17 protein-coding genes are annotated in these 21615 nt (G+C 61.6%); 7 read left to right on the top strand and 10 right to left on the bottom strand.

What is annotated here, in order from left to right; translation table 11 throughout:
• Positions 1–5 precede the first annotated feature (5 nt).
• The 9 genes from GOB81_RS05755 to GOB81_RS05715 form a co-directional block, all read right to left on the bottom strand.
• Positions 6–2030, bottom strand: coding sequence for an RNB domain-containing ribonuclease (locus GOB81_RS05755; protein WP_173569418.1), 2025 nt, complete (start codon positions 2028–2030; stop codon positions 6–8).
• Complete coding sequence (gene topA / locus GOB81_RS05750; protein WP_173569417.1) at positions 2027–4747, bottom strand: type I DNA topoisomerase; 2721 nt, start codon at positions 4745–4747, stop codon at positions 2027–2029. The genes GOB81_RS05755 and topA overlap by 4 nt, the downstream gene beginning before the upstream one ends.
• Before the next feature lie 35 nt (positions 4748–4782).
• On the bottom strand, positions 4783–5928 hold the full coding sequence (dprA, locus tag GOB81_RS05745; RefSeq protein WP_173569529.1) for a DNA-processing protein DprA: 1146 nt from the start codon (positions 5926–5928) through the stop codon (positions 4783–4785).
• Positions 5929–5957: 29 nt separating this feature from the next.
• On the bottom strand, positions 5958–6596 hold the full coding sequence (gene plsY, locus GOB81_RS05740; RefSeq protein WP_173569416.1) for a glycerol-3-phosphate 1-O-acyltransferase PlsY: 639 nt from the start codon (positions 6594–6596) through the stop codon (positions 5958–5960).
• Entirely contained in the window at positions 6593–7915 is a 1323-nt protein-coding gene (locus tag GOB81_RS05735) for a dihydroorotase (protein WP_173569415.1), read from the bottom strand. The genes plsY and GOB81_RS05735 overlap by 4 nt, the downstream gene beginning before the upstream one ends.
• Positions 7915–8871, bottom strand: coding sequence for an aspartate carbamoyltransferase catalytic subunit (locus GOB81_RS05730; RefSeq protein WP_173569414.1), 957 nt, complete (start codon positions 8869–8871; stop codon positions 7915–7917). The genes GOB81_RS05735 and GOB81_RS05730 overlap by 1 nt, the downstream gene beginning before the upstream one ends.
• On the bottom strand, positions 8864–10267 hold the full coding sequence (gene gltX, locus GOB81_RS05725) for a glutamate--tRNA ligase (protein ID WP_173569413.1): 1404 nt from the start codon (positions 10265–10267) through the stop codon (positions 8864–8866). Before gltX ends, GOB81_RS05730 begins: the two co-directional genes overlap by 8 nt.
• 213 nt (positions 10268–10480) lie before the next feature.
• Complete coding sequence (locus GOB81_RS05720) at positions 10481–11989, bottom strand: sodium:solute symporter family protein (RefSeq protein WP_173569412.1); 1509 nt, start codon at positions 11987–11989, stop codon at positions 10481–10483.
• On the bottom strand, positions 11986–12165 hold the full coding sequence (locus GOB81_RS05715; RefSeq protein ID WP_173569411.1) for a DUF3311 domain-containing protein: 180 nt from the start codon (positions 12163–12165) through the stop codon (positions 11986–11988). Before GOB81_RS05715 ends, GOB81_RS05720 begins: the two co-directional genes overlap by 4 nt.
• A gap of 100 nt (positions 12166–12265) precedes the next feature.
• Between GOB81_RS05715 and GOB81_RS05710 the strand changes: the two genes are divergently transcribed.
• The 3 genes from GOB81_RS05710 to GOB81_RS05700 all read left to right on the top strand — a co-directional run bounded on the left by GOB81_RS05710 (position 12266) and on the right by GOB81_RS05700 (position 17426).
• Positions 12266–13696, top strand: a complete 1431-nt coding sequence (locus tag GOB81_RS05710; protein WP_173569410.1) for a protein adenylyltransferase SelO — start codon at positions 12266–12268, stop codon at positions 13694–13696.
• Between the two features lie 210 nt (positions 13697–13906).
• Positions 13907–16753 (top strand): DNA translocase FtsK, encoded by a 2847-nt coding sequence (locus GOB81_RS05705; protein ID WP_173569409.1) that lies wholly within the window; start codon positions 13907–13909, stop codon positions 16751–16753.
• Position 16754: 1 nt separating this feature from the next.
• The gene (locus GOB81_RS05700) at positions 16755–17426 is read left to right on the top strand and encodes an RluA family pseudouridine synthase (RefSeq protein WP_338421315.1); all 672 of its coding nucleotides are present in this window, start codon (positions 16755–16757) and stop codon (positions 17424–17426) included.
• 25 nt (positions 17427–17451) lie between these two features.
• Here the strand turns inward: GOB81_RS05700 and GOB81_RS05695 are convergent, their stop codons facing one another.
• Positions 17452–18594 carry a glycosyltransferase family 32 protein gene (locus GOB81_RS05695; RefSeq protein WP_173569408.1) on the bottom strand — a complete coding sequence of 381 codons (1143 nt, stop codon included), beginning with the start codon at positions 18592–18594 and terminating at the stop codon, positions 17452–17454.
• A gap of 239 nt (positions 18595–18833) precedes the next feature.
• On the opposite strand from GOB81_RS05695, the gene thiO reads away from it, so the two are divergent.
• From thiO to GOB81_RS05675, 4 genes are all read left to right on the top strand, one after another.
• Positions 18834–19805 carry a glycine oxidase ThiO gene (gene thiO, locus GOB81_RS05690; protein WP_173569407.1) on the top strand — a complete coding sequence of 324 codons (972 nt, stop codon included), beginning with the start codon at positions 18834–18836 and terminating at the stop codon, positions 19803–19805.
• A gap of 69 nt (positions 19806–19874) precedes the next feature.
• Positions 19875–20072 (top strand): sulfur carrier protein ThiS, encoded by a 198-nt coding sequence (gene thiS, locus GOB81_RS05685; RefSeq protein WP_173569406.1) that lies wholly within the window; start codon positions 19875–19877, stop codon positions 20070–20072.
• Positions 20073–20077: 5 nt separating this feature from the next.
• Positions 20078–20848, top strand: a complete 771-nt coding sequence (locus GOB81_RS05680) for a thiazole synthase (protein WP_173569405.1) — start codon at positions 20078–20080, stop codon at positions 20846–20848.
• Positions 20845–21468 (top strand): thiamine phosphate synthase, encoded by a 624-nt coding sequence (locus tag GOB81_RS05675; RefSeq protein ID WP_173569404.1) that lies wholly within the window; start codon positions 20845–20847, stop codon positions 21466–21468. The genes GOB81_RS05680 and GOB81_RS05675 overlap by 4 nt, the downstream gene beginning before the upstream one ends.
• The last annotated feature ends 147 nt before the right edge of the window (positions 21469–21615 follow it).

Below are 21615 nucleotides of genomic sequence, written 5' to 3'. Positions count from 1 at the left end.
GCTCCTCACGCGGCTGACGCAACGAGACGGAAAAGACAGCCCCACCCGTCGGGCTGCAAACCGAGGACGACGACCTGCACGGCCATTCCCTTTTTCAGGGAATGAACCGGGCGCATATCCTGCAAGGACGCTTCTGCGCCTGAACACGCTTCACTTCCCCTGCTCGAATCCGCGTCTGGATTCCGACTTGCCGGATCTCCGGACATCAGCAGACCGGTTGTCCGGGTATCCGTCAACGCAATCAGGACGCCTGACCGGGTCGCACCTGCCACATGGCCTTCAAAAACCTTTTCCGGATGGTAAATCAGCCACAGGGACAGCAGTCTTTCCTGTGCTTTTCGGGAGATTTCACCAGACCGCGCTTCGGTAACAGCAAGATGTGCCGGCAGGTCGCGCAGGGAGACAGAAGGGTCTCCGGAAGACGGGAAAAGGGCGCGATGACACACCAGATCCGCATACCGGCGGATGGGACTTGTCACATGCGCATAAACATCAAGAGCCAGCCCGGCATGCATCCCTGGCAGGAGACTGTAAATGGCGGGAAGCCGGGGGGCGTCCGCATTCCTTCCGGCTGCATCGTGATGTCTGAAAAGGGCCGGACGACCGTCATCGCGCAATGCACGTGCCACGACCTGACCAGCGGCTATCATGAAGGACGCGACCAGATCACGGCTTTCCAGCGGCGGGGTCTCCGACACGGTCAGTCGACCGGTCCGATCCAGTGCCACCCGAAGGGGCTCCTGCTCCTCAACGACCACACACCCACGCCTCAGTCGGGCTGCCAGCAAAACTGCGTGGGTCGCGTAGAGCGTATCGAGCCATTCCCGGTTAAAGCCTGAAACGAGTGGCGCAGTGCCATCCCGCATGGCCTGCACCTGCTCGTAGGTCAGCCGCGCATGACTACGCATGACGCCCCGCTGAATGCTCGACCGCGTGACTTCCCCGCTCTCGTCAATGAGCAGTTCGAAGACGACACAGTACCGCTCCTCACCGGGGAGCAGTGAGCAGAGATCCTCGGAAAGACGTGGCGGCAACATGGGCACGACCGCATCCGGCAGATAGACCGAATGACCTCTCCGGCATGCCTCCCGATCCAGCGCTGAACCTGCTCGCACATAATGAGCAACATCCGCGATGGCGACGCACAGGCGAAACCCTTTTCCCTCGCGCACAGACCAGATGGCATCGTCGAAATCACGCGCATCCGGTCCGTCGATCGTCACAAAAGGAACGTCGCGGAAATCATGGCGATCGACCGCCCAGTCCTCCAGCTCTGGAGGACGCAGTCGGGCCGCTTCTTCCAGCACATCATCTGGAAAGACACGAGGAAGATCATATTCAGCGCGCAAGGCGTCCATCACGGCGACAGAATCGTCTGGGCGACCGAAAACCGCTTCAACCCTGTCGCCATTGTCTGCGACCAGAATCAGATCGCCATCCACCGCCCCGTTGGCGCCATCGGCAGGCACAGATCGCACACAGGCATTTTCGGACCTGACTTGGGGAGTTTCCTGTCCATCCGCTCCGTCACAAAATACGCCGATAAACCGTGGCCGGTCCATCCGCCGCATGATCAGCGCGTCATAACGGTTTTTTCCGGCACCCCGCAGCCGCGCCATGACGCGCGAGCCCGCGACCAGCAGCGGTTCACCGGCTGTGTCTCCGTGCAAAAAAACAATTGGCAGCTTTCCGGATGCACCGACTCTCCGTCCAAACGGATCGGTGGGAGCCAGACGTCCAAATGGCGCACCATGCCGATCCCGTCCTGTGACGACGACCTCCGCCAGCAAAGGCAGGTCCGGCTCGCCACGCAGCTTGCCGATCACGGCATCTTCGCGAAACGCGCCTTCTGTCGCCATGCCATGCAGGAGGGTGCGGAGACGTCCTTTCCAATCAGGAGTCAGTCCCAGCCGACGGAGCAGTTGCCCGGCCGTCAGCGGTGTCGGTGTCGCGCGCAGGACACTCAACACCGCTTCCCGGTCAGGCATGGCGGACGCCCCCGCAGAACGGGTGACGGCCTCAGCCATCATTCGCCAGAAGTGTCGTCTTTCGCAGCAGCAGCCTTCTTCCGTGTCGCAGGCTTTTTCACAGCCTTGGTCGCGGTTTTGGCTGTCGCAGTTTTGGCTTTCGTCGCCTTTTTGACCGGCTTTTCCGCGTCGCCTTCGGTTTTCGCCTTAGCCTTCGTGGTTTTCGTAGCCGTCTTGGTGGTCTTTTTCGCCGCAGCCTTACCCTTCGGCTTCAGCGCCTTGCCCTTTTCAACCAGCAGTTCCAGCGCACCGTCCAGCGTGACGTCATCCATGCTCTCGCCACGCGGCAGATTGGCAACAACCTGACCATGCTGGACATAGGGACCGAAGCGCCCCTTACGAACCATCACCGGCTCATTGTCCTTGGGGTGGTTACCGAGCGTGCGGATCGAGGCCATTTTCTTGGCCAGCGCATCCACAGCGCGGTTGAGGCCGACTGTCAGGACATCGTCATCCTTATCCAGCGATCCGTAGATGGCACCCATTTTCACATAAGGCCCGAAGCGGCCGAGACCAGCTTCGATCGGCTCATTGAACTCGGGGTGGATACCGATGATCCGGGGCAGACTGAGAAGCCCGACAGCCTTTTCGAGTGTCAGGTTCTCAGGGGTCAGGCCACGCGGCAGAGAAGCCCGCTTCGGCTTGGCCTTCTTATCCTCCGGGTCCGGCTCCCCCTGCTGGACGTAGAGTCCCCACGGTCCGCGCTTGAGGGTGATATCCTCATTCGTGACAGGATGCTGGCCAAGCAGCTTCATCCCATCCTTGAGGCCCTCGCTGCCGTCCCCTTCGCCGCCCTCGACAGCCAGCTTCCGGGTGTACTGACATTCCGGATAATTCGAGCAGCCGATGAACGCGCCGTACCGACCGAGCTTCAGCCCCAGACGTCCCGTACCGCAGGCCGTGCAGACGCGCGGATCGGTGCCTTCCTCGTTCGGCGGGAAGAAATGCGAGCCGAGATCCTGATCGAGCGCGTCGATGACCTCGGTGATGGTGAGGTCCTTCGTCTGCGCCACGGCCGCGGAGAAGGCCTCCCAGAAGGCGCTCATCACCTTGCGCCAGTCCGCACGACCGCCGGAGATGTCGTCGAGCTGCTCCTCCAGACCTGCCGTGAAATGCGGGTCCACGTAACGTTCGAAGAAGGAGACGAGGAACGCCGTCACCAGCCGTCCCCGGTCCTCCGGCATGAAGCGCCGGGATTCCAGCCGCACGTAATTGCGGTCCTGCAAGACAGTCAGAATCGACGCATAGGTCGATGGGCGACCGATCCCGATCTCTTCCATCTTCTTCACCAGCGACGCTTCCGAATAGCGCGGTGGTGGCTGCGTGAAATGCTGGTCCGGGACCACGTCACCGCGTTTGAGCGGATCGCGCTCGCTCATCGGCGGCAGCATGCGGCTTTCATCGTCCGCAGCCTTGTCGGATTCGTCCCTGCCTTCGGAATAAAGCTTCAGGAAGCCATCGAACGCGATGATCGAACCGGTGGCGCGCAGCACCGTCTTGCCCGGCTGATCCGCCACATCGACGGCGACCTGATCCAGTTCCGCCGACTGCATCTGGCTGGCGACCGCGCGCTTCCAGACGAGTTCATAGAGACGTCGCTGTTCGTTGCTCAGATAGCGCGCCATGGAGGCAGGCGTGCGGCTGACATCTGTAGGCCGGATCGCTTCATGCGCTTCCTGCGCGTTCTTGGCCTTGGTGGTGTAGACGCGCGGCTGCGGCGGCACGTAGTTCGCGCCGAAATCCTGGCCGATGTGACGACGGATATCGGTAATCGCCTCACCCGCCATCGTCACGCCGTCGGTTCGCATATAGGTGATCAGACCAACAGTCTCGCCACCTATATCCATGCCTTCATAAAGCTGCTGGGCCGTCCGCATCGTGACCTGAGCGCCCATGCCCAGCTTACGGGAAGCCTCCTGCTGCATGGTGGAGGTCGTGAATGGCGGCGGCGGATTGCGCCTGACTTTCTTGCGCTCGACGGAGCGGACGGCAAACGTCCCTGCCAGCACGGCATCGCGCCCGGCAAAAGCGTCGGCTTCGCTGGCGAGATCGAACTGGTCGAGCTTCTTGCCGTCGAGATGCGTCAGCCGCGCCGTAAAGGGAGCCCCGGCTGGCGTCATGAATGTCGCCGCCACGGTCCAGTATTCACGCGGCTTGAAGACCTCGATCTCCGCCTCGCGCTCGCAGATCAGGCGAAGCGACACCGACTGTACGCGCCCGGCGCTCTTCGAACCGGGCAGCTTGCGCCACAGCACCGGCGAGAGCGTGAAGCCGACAAGGTAATCCAGCGCGCGCCGGGCGAGATAGGCCTCGATCAGCGGCATATCGAGATCACGCGGATGCGCCATCGCCTCCTTGATGGCGTTCTTTGTGATCTCGTTGAAGGTCACGCGGCGGACGTTCACGCCCTTGAGCGCGTTCTTCTCCGCCAGCATCGCCTTCACGTGCCAGGAAATCGCCTCACCTTCGCGATCAGGGTCAGTGGCGAGATAAAGGGTATCAGCGCCCTTGAGCGCCTTCACGATGGCAGCGACCTGCTTCTGGCCACGCTCATCGGACTGCCACTTCATGGCAAAATCCTCATCCGGCATCACGGACCCGTCTTTCGGCGGCAGGTCTCGGACGTGTCCGAACGAGGCAAGAACGGTATAACCGTCACCAAGGTACTTGTTGATCGTTTTTGCCTTGGCAGGCGATTCAACCACGACGACGTCAGTCATGCTCTCTCCGAGCCAGTCCGGCGTCGAGTGGCAAATCACTCCGTTCCGTCTGGCACCAACTGGACAACGGCTCCTCCGGGCAGCACTTCCGCTCGGCCGGCAAGCTCAAGTTCGGTAATTACCGTCAGAACCGCAGAGACCGAGAACTGACAGCGCCGCACCAGATCGTCAACCGGGACCGGTGTGAATGACAGAAGTGAAAAAATCATTCTCTGCATCCGGTCAAGATCAGCCTCGTCGCAGACGGATGGTCCTTTCCACTCGTCCTGCGTCTCGGCAAATCCGGAAAACCCGGTTCCGGCTGCCTTATCAGAATGGCGAAGATAAGGCAGAATGTCGTCAATAGTCTCGACCAGATGCGCATGCTTCCGCAAAAGATCGTTACTGCCACGGCAACGTGGATCAAGCGGAGAGCCCGGCACGGCAAAGAGCGCACGGCTGTAACGGTCGGCCAGCTGCGCCGTGATGAGGCTGCCGGAATGCATGGCTGCTTCGACCACGACCGTTCCAAGTGACAGACCAGCGATCAGACGATTCCTGCGCGGAAAGTGACGCGCCAGCGGCTGCGTGCCAAGCGGCGCCTCAGTCACGACGGCACCTTTTTCCGCAATCTGTGCCTGCAGGGCCGCATTCTCGGTAGGATAAACCACGTCGAGGCCACCAGCGACTGCGGCAACCGTGCTTCCCCACTGCGGAAAACTGCCATGCAGCGCGCCCCGATGGGCTGCGGCGTCGATGCCACGCGCCAGCCCGGACACAACCGTGATACCGGCGTGGGCAAGTTCTGTTGCCAGACTTTCGGCGAATCTCATGCCAGCCGCCGAAGCGTTGCGTGCTCCCACGATTCCCACGCTGCGCGGGGCCGAAAGGCAGGCGAGATTGCCAAGAACGGAAAGGATCGGTGGTGAATCGGGCAATTCGGCCAGAAACGGCGGATAATCAGGGTCAAACAAGGTGAGAATCCGGCCACCCAGTGCCGCAACACCCTCGATCTCGCGTTCGACCTCTCCGATATCGGGAATTTTCAAGGGCTTCCCACGCCCGCCGCGCCGGGCACGATTCGGCAGGGCTGCGAGCGCCTCTTCCGCCGTGTGATGATCGTGCATCAGCCGCCGCCACGTCACCGGTCCGACATTCTCGGTCCGAGCCAGACGCAGCAGAGCGGGAAGCTCCGGATTCATGTCCGACCGTGCCTGCGCTGCATCCGCAGTCACTGCGAGGACTGGCCGATCCTCGGCTCCGTGCCGGTCAGCAAGCGGGCAATGTTGGCGCGGTGCCGGACAAAGATGATGAGTGCCACCAGTACACCCGCGAGGGGTTTGGCCGACTGGCTAAAGGAATGACCATGCAGAAAAAACAGCATCACCGGCATGCACGCAAAGGCCAGCAGCGCGCCCGCCGATGAAATGCGTGTGATTTTTGCGCCTGCCAACCAGATCGCACAGGTGGCCAGTCCGGTCAGAGGCGACATGGCCAGCACGACGCCGAGTCCGGTTGCGACGCCCTTACCGCCCCGAAAGCCCAGCCAGACGGGGAAACAATGCCCCAGCACGGCAAACACCGCCGCCAGCGAGGCCGCACGGTCGCCCAGTTCCGGCGGGGTCATCACCCACGCGATGGCAACGGCCAGAGCGCCTTTGAGACCGTCCAGCAGGAGGGTGGCAGCCGCAAGTTTCTTGTTGCCGGTCCGGAGAACATTGGTCGCGCCGATATTGCCCGACCCGATCTGGCGGATGTCGCCCTGCCCGGAAGCCGCCGTCAGCAGCAGACCGAAGGGAATGCTGCCCAGCACATAGGACAGCAGGATGACGCCCGCGAGGAGAGTAACGGGTGATTCGAAAAAATTCACGCGGTCGCTCCGAACACCCGCAGGCCGTTCTTCCACGTCCCGAGAACCTTGCCTTCAAGCGCCCGGCCATCGAAGGGTGTGTTCTGTGCATGACCCGGCAGTTCGCCCGCCACCACCTGCCAGGCGCGATCTGGATTGAACAGGCACAGATCCGCCGGTGTTCCGGTGGCAAGCGTCCCGACCGACCGCGCTCCGGGTCTGGCGGCAGCTCCCGTCACGCCCAGCAGGACTGCCGGCTTGCACGTCAGCAATCCAAGCGCGTCGATCAGCGACAACGTGCCGTCATGATAGCGCGTCAGCGTGACACCCAGCAGAGTCGCCAGACCAGTGCCTCCCGCCGAGGCTTGGGCGAACGGCAGGCGCTTGTCGTCGGCATCGCGCGGCGCGTGGTCCGAGGCTATGGCGTCGATCGTCCCATCAGCCAGCGCAGCGCACAGTGCCAGACGGTCTTCCTCACGGCGCAGGGGCGGAGAGAATTTGGCGTAGGTACGGAAATCGCCGATGGCGGTTTCATTCAGGTCGAAATACTGCGGTGCGGTATCGCAGGTCACCCGGATGCCACGCGCCTTCGCCTGCCGGATGAGACCAACGCCCTCACCCGTCGAAACATGCCCGAAATGCAGACGCCCTCCGGTCATCTCGACCATACGGATATCGCGGGCGATCATGATCGCCTCAGCCGCCGTGGGAATCCCCGGCAAACCGAGACGCAGCGCCAGTTCACCTTCCGTCGCACACCCGGAACCGGCCAGTGTCGGCTCTTCCGGGTGCTGCACCACCAGCGCGTCAAACGCCTGAGCGTAGGTCAGGGCCAGCTTCATCTGACGTGCGGAGGCAATCGCCCGCGCGCCATCGGTGAATGCCACGGCCCCCGCTTCCGAAAGCAGCCCGATCTCGGCAAGTTCGCCGCCCTGACAGCCCTTGGTCAGAGCCCCATAGGGCAGAATCGAAACATAATCCGGCTCTTCACCTCGTGAACGCAGCATCCTGACCATCGCGGGGTCATCAATGGCGGGGGAACCGGTGGGAAGCACGGCGACAGTCGTCACGCCGCCGGCGAAGGCTGCGCGCGAGGCGGACTTCACCGTCTCACGATATTCATGACCCGGCTCGCCGATCTCGACGCGCATATCCACAAGACCCGGACAGAGAACTGCGCCCTGCCCGTCCACGATCGCGGCCCCGTCCGGCGTGCCTTCGGCTCCCGGCAGATCGGAACCCACAATCAGGCCGTCGCGGACAAGCAGACGCCCCTGGCGGTCGAGACCGCCTGAAGGGTCGATCAGCCGGACGTTCTCGAAAACGGTGCAGGTGCTCATCAGCGGGTTCCCCGGGAAAGACGGTCCAGCACGGCCATGCGCACGGCCACACCCATCTCGACCTGTTCCCGGATCACGCTCTGGTCCGAATCGGCAATGTGACTCGCGATCTCGACACCGCGATTCATCGGGCCGGGATGCATCACCAAGGCTCCGGGTTTCGCAAGATCCAGCCGCCGCTGGTCGAGGCCATAATAGCGGAAATATTCACGGGCGCTGGGGATCAGTCCGCCCGACATGCGCTCTTTTTGAAGACGCAGCATCATCACCACGTCCACGTCCTTCAGGCCGGTTTCCATCGTGTGATGCACCTCAACCCCGAGGCTCGCCATGGAACGCGGCACCAGCGTGGGAGGCCCGACCAGACGCACGCGGCAGGCCATGGATGTCAGTAGGTGAATATTGGATCGGGCAACGCGTGAATGGGCGATATCGCCACAGATCGCGACCGTCAGGCCGTCGATGCGCCCAAGATGGCGGCGGATGGTGACGGCATCCAGCAGGGCCTGTGTAGGGTGTTCGTGCGTGCCGTCGCCCGCGTTGATGACGGCGGCATCGACCTTCTGTGCCAGAAGCGCCGGAGCGCCGGACTGGGAGTGACGCACCACGAGCAGATCCGTCCGCATGGCGTTCAGCGTCGTGGCCGTGTCCAGCAGCGTCTCGCCCTTGTTCACCGAGGACTGCGCGACCGACATATTCACCACGTCCGCGCCGAGCCGCTTTCCCGCCAGTTCGAAGGAGGTGCGCGTGCGTGTGCTGTCCTCGAAGAACAGGTTGATCACCGTGCGCCCGCGCAGCAGATCACGAGGCGTCTTGCGGGAGCGGCTCATCAGAGCATAGCTCTCCGCCAGATCGAGGATCGGCTCGATCTGGGACGGGTGCATCCCCTGAATCCCGAGCAGATGACGGCCCGAGGGACCGAAATAACGGGAGCCCCCGGACTGCGCCTCAGCCATTCTGTACGGCCCCTATCCTTGCAAGAATTTCATCACGGCCCAGAGCGGCCGCCGTAACGTCGATACCCGGGGAGGTCGTCGTTCCGCACAGGGCGGCCCGCAGAGGCTGGGCAACCTTACCGAGCTTGAGATCGTGCTTTTCCGCGAACAGCTTGAGAGCTTCGTGGATATGCTCACCGTCGAACGGCTCAACGATGGCCAGATCGCGCACCAGATCACCCAGCATCGCCCGATTTTCCGGTGTGAGTTGCTTTTCGGCTTTTGCATCGAAGGACAGAGGCACCTGACGACCCAGGAACGCCGCACTGTCCGTCAGTTCGACCAGCGTGCGGGCGCGATCCTTCAGACCCGGCATGAGCGCCAGCACCCGCTTGCGAGTCACCTCACCGGTGTCCACACCCTCATGTCCGGCCAGACGTTCCATCACGTCGGAAGTCAGGCGCTCGTCATCGGCTTCGCGCAGATAGACGGCGTTGACGTGTTCCAGCTTGGTGTAATCCATGCGCGATGCAGAACGCCCCACGCCGGACAGGTCGAACAGGCGGATCTGCTCGTCGCGGGAGAGGATTTCGGCGTCGCCATGGCCCCAGCCGAGGCGCAGCAGATAGTTGCACAGCGCTTCCGGCAAGTAGCCCATCTCACGGAATTCGACGACCGACTGCGCGCCGTGCCGCTTGGACAGCTTCGAGCCGTCAGGACCATGAATCAGCGGCAGATGGGCGAAACGCGGCGTTTCCCAGCCCATCGCGCGATAGATCATCAACTGGCGAAAGGTGTTGGTCAGGTGATCGTCGCCACGGATCACGTGGGTGATCTCCATGTCGTGGTCATCCACCACCACGGCATGCTGGTAGGTCGGCGTTCCATCCGAGCGCAGGATGATCATGTCGTCCAGTTCGGCGTTGGCCACGCGGACCTCGCCCTGCACGAGATCGTCGATCACGTTCTCGCCTTCACGCGGGGCCTTGATGCGAATGGCATAAGATGCGCCAGCCGGAGCTTCGGACGGATCGCGATCGCGCCACATGCCGTTATAGCGGGGCGGCCTGCCTTCGGCCGTCGCCTTCTCGCGCATTTCCTTCAGTTCTTCCGACGTGCAGAAGCACTTGTAGGCCTTCCCTTCCGCCAGAAGCTGAAGCGCGACCTCCTTGTGCCGTTCTTCGCGTGAGGACTGGAACATGGGCTCTTCGTCCCATGTCAGGCCCATCCATTTCAGGCCATCGAAGATCACGTCCACGGCTTTTTGCGTGGAGCGTTCCTTGTCAGTGTCTTCGATGCGAAGCACGAACTGGCCGCCGCAATGGCGGGCATAGAGGAAATTGAAGAGGGCGGCGCGGGCGTTGCCGATATGCAGCAACCCGGTCGGGGATGGGGCAAAGCGCGTACGAACGGTCATGGCCGCGTGCATATCACGGAGGCCGAGACGGGGCTATGGGGAAGAGCGGGTGACACAGCCCCGCAAAAGCGGAAAACTGAAACGGTCGGCCCATGAAATGTGAGGATGGTTTGCCGCAGTGTCTCGGGATCGAGATTCTGGACGGTTTTCAAAAAAATACCCGGCCTCCCAGAGGAAGGCCGGGCAACAGGCAAACGCCCAAAAGTCAGCGACTTATTCTGCGGCGACAGCCATCGTCTTGTTCGGCACGATGGCCGAAACCACACCGACCACGATGATGTTGATCACGAGCGCGATCAACCCCGTGGAGATCAGTTGTGTGTGACCACCAACCGCCAGAGCATGAATGGGCTTGAGACCGTCCGTCCAGCAGATGCCAAGGCCGACGACCGTGCCGACGACCCATCCCGACAACATGCCGACACTCGAGAAACGATACTTCGTCAGACCGAGAATCAGCGCCGGGAAGGTTTGCAGGATGATGACCCCTCCGAGAAGCTGAAGGTCGATGGCGAACTTCGCGTTCAGGAACAGCACGCAGAGCAGCGCCCCGAGCTTCACGCCGAAGGCCGCGACACGCGAAGCCGTAACGGTTTCATAGCCCTTCGGCAGGATGTTGTGGGTGAGCAGATTGGCTGCACCGATTGCCATCACCGCTGCCGGTACAAGAGCGCCCACCGCGATGGCTGCGAAGGCGAAACCTGCAAACCAGTCAGGGAACAGCTTCAGGAAGAGATATGGCACGACCATTGTGCTGACCGTCGTATCAATGCCCGCCACATGCGCCATCATGCCCAGCAGTGCGATCAGGCCGAGCACGATCGTATAGACTGGCAGATAGACGGCATTCTGCTTGACGGTGTCCGCTGATTTTGCAGCCAGAATACCGGTCAGCGTATGCGGATAAAGGAAGGCCGCCAGCGCCGAGGACAGAGCCAGCGTCGCATATGGCATGATCTGCCCCGTAGGCAGAACATGCTTGTCGTCAGGCAGAGCGACAACGCTGTTCATCACATCGAACATGTGTCCGTAACCGCCGAGCTTGATCGGGATCAGCGTCACCGCCGCAATGACAGCGATATAGATCATCACATCCTTGATGAAGGCTGTCAGGGCGGGAGCGTGCAGGCCGCCGAGCCACGTGTAGGCCGCGAGCGACACGAACGCGATGATCAGCGGAATCTCGCCGGAAAAGCCCAGCGCTTCAACGACGGTCCGGATGCCGATCAGCTGTAGCGCGATATAAGGCATGACCGCGATCAGGCCGGAAAGCGCCACCGCCAGCTCAAGCGGACGGCTTTGGAAGCGTGCACGGATCATGTCTGCCGCCGTGGCGTGACCGCCATCGTGAGCGATCTTCCACAGCTTCGGCATCACCACGAAGATGAAAGGATAGACGATGATCGTGTAAGGCAGCGCGAAGAAGCCATAGGCGCCGACGGCATAGACAAGCGCCGGAACAGCGATGACGGTATAGGCCGTATAGAAGTCTCCTCCGACGAGGAACCACGTAACCCATCCACCGAACTGACGGCCGCCCAGCCCCCATTCCTCGGTCCCGTGCCCACCCTCGGCATCGACATGCTGGGTCGGAGCTGCTTTCTTTCCGTTAGGGAGCAATCCTTTCCAGTGTGAAACCGTGCTTCCAGCAACGATTGTCACGCCGAAAAAGAAGATGAAAACAGCAAGCGCCAGTGTATCGGCCGCCGGAATACCGTTCATGACTGGGCTCCCTTTTTCCAGGCAAGCCAGATCAGCACCGAGGTCACGGGGACCCAGGCGAACTGGTACCAGTAGAAAAATGGAAATCCGAACAGCATGGGAGTCTGAAAATTGTAAAAGGGCACCCAGAGCAGCCCGGCAAAGGGCACCAGGAGCAAGGCGTTGAAAATTTTCATAGAACGACCACTTCTTATTATTGGTTCGTGTGTCGGGCTTGTTAACAGTGTAAAATGACCGGCGGGAAGTCAATAGAACTTCCCGCGAAAGCGGGGTTCAATGCCTTTTTCACCAGCTTTTAATCCTGCCACCGATCATACCCGTCTGGGCGGGTTGTTCTATGACGTGGTGACCCCTGCCGAGTTTCCCCGGCACATCCTGCGCTACCGAAATAACCGCGCTGCGGTGACAGTCGGGCTGGATACGCTGACCGACGCAGAATGGGTGCAGCATTTTGGCCGTTTCGCACCACTTCCGGGCTCGCTGGAACACCCGCTGGCGCTGCGTTACCACGGTCATCAGTTCCAGCAGTACAATCCCGACCTCGGCGACGGACGCGGTTTTCTCTTCGCACAACTGCGTGACAGAAGAGGGCGACTTCTGGATCTCGGCACAAAGGGCAGCGGTCGCACCCCCTGGTCGCGCGGAGGCGATGGCCGCCTCACCCTGAAAGGGGGTGTCCGCGAAATCCTCGCCGCCGCCATGCTCGAAGCATTGGGAGTGGAAACTTCCCGGGCCTTCAGTCTGATCGAGACGGGCGAGGATCTGGAGCGCGGCGACGAACCCTCCCCCACGCGCTCATCGGTTCTGGTGCGGCTGGGTCATTCCCATATCCGCATCGGCACGTTCCAGCGCCTCGCCGCGAACGGTGAAACGCAGGCCATCGCCCAACTGGTGGAGTATGTGCTTGAAACCTATTACCCCGAACTGTCCGTGCCCGAGGGTGGCAGCGGAGCTCAGGTACTGTTCGATGCCGTGTGTCGCAACGTGGCCCGTGTGGGAACTCAGTGGATGGCGGCGGGGTTTGTCCACGGCGTCCTGAATACGGATAACATCGCCATCACCGGGGAAAGCTTCGATTACGGCCCCTGGCGCTTCCTTCCCCGGTTCGATCCGTCCTTCACCGCCGCCTATTTCGACCAGACCGGCCTTTATGCCTATGGACGACAACCGCAGGCGCTTTTGTGGAATCTGGCGCGTCTGGCCGAATGCCTGCTGGAATTCTCGTCCCACAAAGATCTGACCGATGCGCTGGCGCGTTTCCCCGCCCTCTATGAGACCGAACTGGATGCGGCATGGTGCCGCCGTCTGGGTGTGATTCAGGACAATCCTGAATCCGACCGTGCCTTGCGCCACGCCGTCACGCTGTTCATGGAAACGTCAGGCATCCCGTTTCACTGCCTGCCCTTCGACTGGTATGGAGGGGGCGCCAGCCGTGAACGCGCATTGGCGGGACCGCGAGGCGACATTTACAAGGATGCCGCTTTCAACGAAGCCCGCACGCAACTTGAGGCTCGCACGCCCATCCCCGGCCTCTCGTTGGATCATCCCTATTTCACCGGCGGCTTGCCGTGCGACATGCTGATCACGACCGTCGAAACCCTGTGGACCAGCCTGAGCGAGCAGGATGACTGGCAGATGCTCGACCGCAAGCTCGCCGAAATAGATCTGATGGCCGATGCGTTGCGGACTAGACCGATGGAGGCATGAGAAGCCGCCTCTCCGGTCGTCCTTTTTTACGCATATGAAAATGACGAAAAGATTAGGTTCAAAAAATCTTCGCTTTTTGGACATATCCGGGCTTTAAGAGCATTTCCTCATCTTCAGGATGCGCTGTGCGCACGGTATGCTGCTCCTTTGCGCGTGCCTGTTACACAGCGCATCCATTGTCCGTGAACCCGCAACGTCAGGACCGGTGACTTGGCGCGTCTAAGCCGTTTTCTTCCTTCCAGCCTTTCCTCGCCCTCGACGAAAACGTCGCTGAAACGGCGCGGAGACGAGCTCGGCGGCATCGTGCTGTGGATCCTCGCCATCGTGTTCGCCGCCTGCTTCTGGACCTACGATCCGCAGGATCCGTCTCCGGATGTCTCGACCGATCGCGCCGCTACCAACCTGCTGGGACGGCCGGGCGCATTCGTCGCTGATCTCCTGATCCAGAGCGTCGGACTGGCAACCTCTCTGCTGGTGCTGGCGCTGGTCGCGTGGGGCTGGCGGATCTTCCGACATCGCGGGCTCAGCGTTTTCGTGCTGCGCGCCGTCGCGCTGTGTTGCCTGATGCTCGTCACGGCTTCCCTTCTTGCCGCGGTCCCCATTCTCATCACCGCACTTCATGCGCCGGCATGGCCGTCCGACGCCGGGATCGGTGGAGGCATGGGCGCCAGTATCGCCGGGAACGCCGTGTCCGCAGGCATGGCCGCCATCGGACCTGCGGGGGGCGTCATTCTCTGGGTTCTGGGGCTGATTCTGGCGTTCCTCCTAGGCACCCTCGCTTTCGGACTGGACCGCAACGAATGGCGGACCATCGGGCAGACGACCGGCACGACGCTTCTTGTCATGGGACGCCAGCCCGGTCGGCTTGCCCGGACGATCATTGCCCGCCAGCGGCGGGAACTGCCTTATCAGACAGGGTCCGCCAGCAGCGTGGAAGACGATGCCTATGCCGCTGGGAACGCCTTTGCGGACCACGACTCTGGCCGGAAACGGTCATGGATTCCGCGCCGCGCCGAAGCATCCCGGGCCTCCGCCGGACAGTTTCTCGCCTCCACGGCCGCCCGTGAAACCCGATTTGCACCACCCTCTCCCCGGCAGGAAATGGCGCGTCAGCCTGCACCCATCCAGCGCTCGGGCGGGACCGGCACGGACCTCGCCCTGCTGGCACCTTCCCCTGAGTCGCCGCCTGCAAACAGGCCAACCGGTCGTCGTCCGGCCAACACGGTGGATGAAAACGAGCCGGTTGTTCATCTTCCGGCCCCGACGCAGGACCGATATCCTACGGAAATGCCCGGAACTGCCGCCTTCTCGCATAGTGGGGAAGAACCGCAGGTTTCCCTCCCGCCAGACCGGGATATGTCGCCTCCTCCCAGCGAACCACAGCAGGCACTTCGCCCGGTTGCATCGTCTCCCCCTCCCGCCGCGCAGGAGGAGGGCAAGAAATCCATGCTTTCCCGTCTGTTCGGGGGACGTACCGACGCTGACGGGACAGCCGCACAGACAGGCGGACGGTCGGGACGCGATGCTCCACGGACAACGCAGGGCTGGACGCTGCCTCCGGTCTCCCTTCTGAAAGCACCGCCTGCGTCCCGGGCGGCGATGGCGCCATCCCGCGAAATGCTGGAAGGCAATGCGCGACTGCTGGAGACAGTACTCGCGGACTTCGGTGTGCAGGGTCGGATTGTCGATCTGCATCCCGGCCCCGTGGTCACACTTTACGAACTCGAGCCTGCACCCGGCATCCGCGCCGCACGCGTCATCGGTCTTGCGGACGATGTTGCCCGCTCTCTCTCCGTGCTCAGTGTGCGTATCGCGACCGTGCCGGGCCGCAACGTGATCGGCATCGAAGTGCCGAATGCGCTTCGTGAAACCGTCTACCTGTCGGAGCTGTTCAAATGCTCGGAGTGGGTGGACTCTCCCGGTCGGCTTGAACTGGCACTGGGAAAAGATATCTCTGGCGATCCCATTTTCAGCGATCTGGCGAAAATGCCGCATCTGCTCGTCGCTGGCACCACGGGCTCGGGCAAGTCGGTCGGTATCAACGCGATGATCCTGTCGCTGCTTTTCCGCCATTCGCCGGATGAGTGCCGCCTGATCATGATCGATCCCAAAGTGCTGGAACTGTCGATTTATGACGGTATTCCGCACCTGCTCACCCCCGTCGTCACCGAGCCGACCAAGGCGGTCATCGCCCTCAAATGGGTCGTGCGGGAGATGGACCGTCGTTACCGCGCCATGGCTCACCTTCAGGTGCGTAATATCGCGGGATACAACGAACGGGCGGCGCAGGTTCGTGAGCGTGGCGAGGAAGTCACCCGACGCGTCCAGACCGGCTACGATCCGGAAACAGGTAATCCGATCTTCGAGGAACAGTCGCTCACCCTTGATGCGCTGCCCTATATCGTCGTCATCATCGACGAAATGGCGGATCTGATGATGACGGCTGGCAAGGAAATCGATGCCGCCGTCCAGCGCCTCGCGCAGAAGGCCCGTGCCGCAGGTATTCATGTCGTCATGGCGACACAGCGCCCGTCCGTGGATGTGATCACCGGCACCATCAAGGCGAACTTCCCGACCCGAATTTCCTTTCAGGTCATCAGCAAGTTCGACAGCCGCACCATTCTCGGGGAACAGGGCGCGGAACAGCTCCTTGGACAGGGCGACATGCTCTTCATGCAGGGCGGCGGTCGTATCACGCGCGTTCACGGTCCTTTCGTAGCCGACAGCGAGGTGGAAGCCGTGGTCGAATTCCTGCGTGAGCAGGGCGAGCCGATCTACGATGAGGATGTCATTTCCGAGCGTGAGGAAGAGGCACCCTCGCCTGGTGGCATGGACGCCGCCAGCGATGGTGGCGACAACAGCCTCTATGACAAGGCCGTCGCCATCGTTATTCGCGAAGGCAAGGCCTCGACCTCATTCGTGCAGCGCCATCTCTCCATCGGCTACAACCGTGCAGCCAAACTCATCGAACAGATGGAAAAGAACGGTATCGTCAGCGCAGCCGATCATGTGGGACGACGCAAGGTGCTGATCGGGCGCGGCGCTTCGGACGACTGAAGTGCCCCCCCTCCCCTTTCTGAAGCTTTACGAAAGCAATCAGGCGCTCATCATCAACAAGCCAGCGGGCCTTCCGGTTCACCCGGGTCCGCGGGGCGGCCCCAGTGTCGAGGACTGGTTTCCCCTGATGAGCCGTCGGAAAGATGGCCCGTGGCTGGCGCATCGACTTGATGCGGACACGGCGGGCTGCCTTGCCATCGGCCTGCGAAAGCAGACATTGCTGGCCATTCAGTCCTGTTTCGCTACCGGACGCGCAAAAAAGCTCTATTGGGCCGTTGTGCAAGGGACAGCACCAGACACGCTTGAGATCGACCTGCCCCTGAAAAAGGTCAGCACCCTTTCGCAGGGCTGGAAAATGCAGGGAGCGCCGGATGGACAGTCGGCCCGAACCACATTGCGATGTCTGGGACGTGACGGCACCCTGTCATGGGTGGAACTGACGCTGGAGAGTGGACGCACCCACCAGGCGCGCGTGCATTGCGCTGCAGCGGGTCTCCCCGTTGTGGGGGACCCGGTTTATTCAGCAGGCAAACAGATGGCGGGAGAGCGCCTGCATCTCCTGAGTCGAGAACTGATTTTACCCCTAGCCGAGACGATCAGCGCCATCGCCCCGCCGCCGCCTCATATGCTGGCGGCACTTATCCGCTGCGGGTACGATCCGGCACGCGGATAACGCACCCGCGCACGGACTGAAAAGATCAGTTGCTCACCGCGTGCCAGGACTTGCCCTGGTGTTTGTAGTCCACCTGCAGTTCCTCGATGATATCGGCGAAGACCGTGTGATCGTAGATCATCATGGAAGGGATCGGCCGCACGCGGGTGAAATCGGCGTGGAACGTGCGATTCAGAGCGCGTTCGAACACGCCGGGGCCGGTCTTGTAGGGAATATACAGGCCGGGGAAGAGATAGCAGTTGCGATAGAGCGACAGCAGGACGTCGCCGATAATCGGACTGTTGGCGACTGATCCGAAGAAGTCGTTATGCACTACATGGTCATGCGTGAGCAGGAAGACATGGGAGTGATGCTGCGAGAGGCGGTTGAAGAACACCTCTTCCGAGCGGATGCGGATGTCCGCGTCCAGCCACCAGCCCCCCAGTTCCTGAATCACATGCGCGCGCAGGAAGTCGGCGGCCTCGGCGGGATGCCGCATGGACAGAAAGAGGTTCCGGGCTTCCACGCCGTAGACTTCATAAAGCCACTGCGCCGCTTCTTCCTGATTGAAAGTCTTGATCTCGAGCCCCGGCAAGCTCCGGTGATATTCGAAATTCTGTTCGACTTCCTCAGGCGTTTCCTTGTCCCAGTAGAGATAGACTTTCCGCGGGATAAGGGAACCGGCGACGCGTGCGTCAGCCACGCCGTTGCGCATCGGCTCGTTATAGTGGCGGCTCATGACTTCCAGATACAGGCGGTCGCACTCCTCGCCCGTGTGGAATTCATCGTAACAGTTGCCCATGATACGGGCGGCCTTCACCAGATCGCCTGCCGTCCATGCCGTCTGGATGCCCAGAATGTAATTATAGAGCGGGAGAGACAGCGCCTTCATCGCGTCCATGTCTTCCTGGCTCGGCTCATGCCCGGCCTTCAGCTGGCAGAGCAGGCTGACATGGAGAAGAATATGAGCGCCCGGCTGCTGGTGCGGAGACTTGGAGTGGAGCTCATACCCGATGTGATAGACGCGGGCCGCCTCCGCCACGCAACGATCCGTGTGCAGAATGTTCGCAAGAACAAAGGCTTTATCGACCGTGTCGCAGCCATGCTCATTGTAATAAGCAATAGCTCTTTCATTATTAGCCAGATCGGAGGGGCTCAGTTGAGGAGCCTGCGTTGCCGGGTCAGTCATTTCTTCTCTCCGAGGGCCTGTATTTCGCTGATACTCTTACCAAATCCTGCGTTCAACACAACCGGAAGGCGTAACGGAGCCTGTTTTTACCTGTGCTCCGACGTAACGACCGCAACACGGCAATCCGGGACTGCCGCTCCATCGGATCGCGTCAGATAAATCCGCGCCACTCTTAACAAATCCATCGCATGCGCTCATCGTGGCAGCCCTTTTCACCTCCACCCGGACGGGAGATTCTCATGACACCACCTCCAGCCATTCTGGTCCGGGGCGCCGGTGTGGCGGGGCTCGTGTCCGCCGTCATGCTCGCCAACCGGGGCGCCCGCGTTACACTGGCTGAAACAGGCCCGAAAGTCGGTTCCGGTGCTTCATGGATGGCGGGAGGGATGCTCGCCCCGTGGTGCGAAGCCGAGGCCGCCCCGCCGGAGGTGACGGAACATTCCCTCAAATCACTGGACTGGTGGCGTGCCAACGCACCCGATGTGCAGTCCAATGGCAGCCTCGTCCTCGCGCCTCCGCGCGATACCCCGGAAATCGCACGCTTTGGACGCCGCACCAGCCATTTTCGGGAAATCGGTGCTGAGGAAATTGCGGAACTGGAGCCGGATCTTGCCGATCGGTTCCAGCGCGCCCTCTTCTTTCCCGAAGAAGGACATCTCGACCCGCGCAAGACTCTTCCGGCTCTGGCAGACCGACTGGTCAATGAACTGGGCGGCCGTCTCCTGCTGAACTGCCCGGATATCCCTTCCGACGAGACCTTCGACTGGGTGGTGGATGCCTCGGGCCTGCGCGCACGCACGGAACTCCCGGCCCTTCGCGGCGTAAGGGGGGAAATGCTGCTGCTCCGTTGCCCCGACGTGGCGCTGCATCGCCCTGTGCGAATGCTGCATCCGCGCATCCCCATTTATATCGTGCCGCGTGCCGATCATCTCTTTATGGTCGGCGCAACGATGATCGAGAGTGAGAATGGCGGTCCCATCACGCTGCGTTCCATGAGTGAATTGCTCAACGCGGTCTGGACGCTTCATCCCGGTTTCGCGGAAGCCGAGATCGTCGATATCGGTACCGGTCTGCGTCCCTCCTATCCGGACAATATGCCGCTCGTGACACAGGAAGGCCGCACCATTTTCGTCAACGGCATGTACCGCCATGGCTATCTGCTTTCGCCATGGCTGGGAGAGCAAGTCACCGAGATCGTATTCAACTCATGAGGCGGGCTGCTTGCACGCATTGAGCCAAAGCCCCAATTGGTACGTGAACTGCTGGTCAGGGAGACTGACATGAACATTCTGGTCAATGACGAGACCCGTGCGGTCACCTCACGGACCCTTGCCGCGCTGGTCGATGAACTCGGCCTGAGCGGCGCGCGCATCGCTACTGCCGTGGGAGGTGAATTCGTCCCCGCCTCGCGTCGTTCCCAGTTGTCCATCTCGGAGGGCATGAAAATCGAGATCGTCGCCCCGATGCAGGGAGGCTGAGACCGATGCAATTCTACGGCACCACTCTGGCCTCGCCGCTCATGCTGGGCACCGCGCAATATCCTTCGCCCGAGATCCTCGCCGCCGCCGTGAAGGCAGCGCATGCCGGCGTCATTACCGTTTCCCTGCGCCGGGAATCCGCCGGGCAGAAAGCCGGTCAGGCATTCTGGTCTCTGATCCGCGATCTCAATGTGCCGGTGCTGCCGAACACGGCCGGGTGTCACACAGCCAAGGAAGCCGTGACCACTGCGCACATGGCTCGCGAAGTCTTTGAGACGGACTGGATCAAGCTGGAAGTGATCGGCGAGTCCGATACGCTTCAGCCAGATGTGTTCGGTCTCGTGGAGGCGGCCCGCATCCTCACCGCCGAGGGTTTCAAGGTCTTTCCCTACACCACGGAAGATCTCGTCGTGGCTGAGCGCCTCCTCGCTGCCGGATGCGAAGTGCTCATGCCGTGGGGCGCACCAATCGGCTCAGGCAAGGGACTGAACAATGTATTCGGTCTGCGTGCTCTTCGTGCTCACTTCCCCGAAATTCCGCTGGTGGTGGATGCAGGCATCGGCGTTCCGTCCCATGCGGCACAGGCCATGGAACTCGGCTACGACGCCGTCCTGATCAACACAGCGGTCGCCAAGGCAGGCGACCCGGCGGCGATGGCGCGGGCGTTTCGTCTCGCTGTCGAGGCGGGCGCACTGGCCCGTCTTGCCGACCCGATGGAGGCACGCGACATGGCGGCCCCCTCCACTCCCCTTCTTGGAAAGCCGGTGCTCGCATGACTGTTTCGCGTCTTCCCCAGCGAATCTACCCCGTCGTGGATCGCGCCTTCTGGGTTGATCGTCTTGGAGACGCTGGTGCCCGTTTCGTCCAGCTGCGCATCAAAGACAAAAGCGGGGCTGATCTTCTTGCGGAACTGAAAGAGGGAATGGTTTTCGCCAGACGGCATGGCGTCACTCTGGTCGTCAATGATTTCTGGCGGGAAGCCATGACCTGCGAGGCTCCGTGGGTGCATCTCGGGCAGGAAGATCTCGATACGGCTGATCTGGACGCCCTTCGTAACGCGGGCGTCCGGTTCGGTCTCAGCACGCACAGCGTGGAGGAGCTTGACCGCGCGCTTGCGACGAAGCCGGATTATGTAGCGCTTGGCCCTGTCTGGGAGACGCGACTTAAGAAAATGGCATTTGGGCCACAGGGAACAGCCAAACTGACCGAATGGCGCAAGCGTATCGGGGATCTGCCGCTCGTGGCGATCGGGGGCGTCACACTGGCGCGTGCACCGGAATGTCTCGCCGCAGGAGCGGACTGTGTTGCCGCAGTGTCAGACTTCATTCTCGCCGATGATCCAGCGGCACAGATCAGTGCGTGGCTTGCCGCGACCGGAGAAACTGTTCCTCTTTAGCAACACTCGCCCAAAAGCGGGGCGTGCTTAAATTTTCTTCAATAGCTCTGTACAATTATTCGGCTCGGTGATTGGGTCGGAAGTTGTGCAGCGCATAAACATCATTCACAGGGCAGCCAGATTCCTGACCGCATGTAGCGGCCTGTA

The sequence above is a fragment of the Acetobacter conturbans genome, from assembly GCF_011516755.1.
In the GTDB taxonomy this organism is placed as follows: domain Bacteria; phylum Pseudomonadota; class Alphaproteobacteria; order Acetobacterales; family Acetobacteraceae; genus Acetobacter; species Acetobacter conturbans.
The sequence above is the reverse complement of the archived record's forward strand: the minus strand, read 5'-3'. Positions and strand labels throughout refer to the sequence as shown.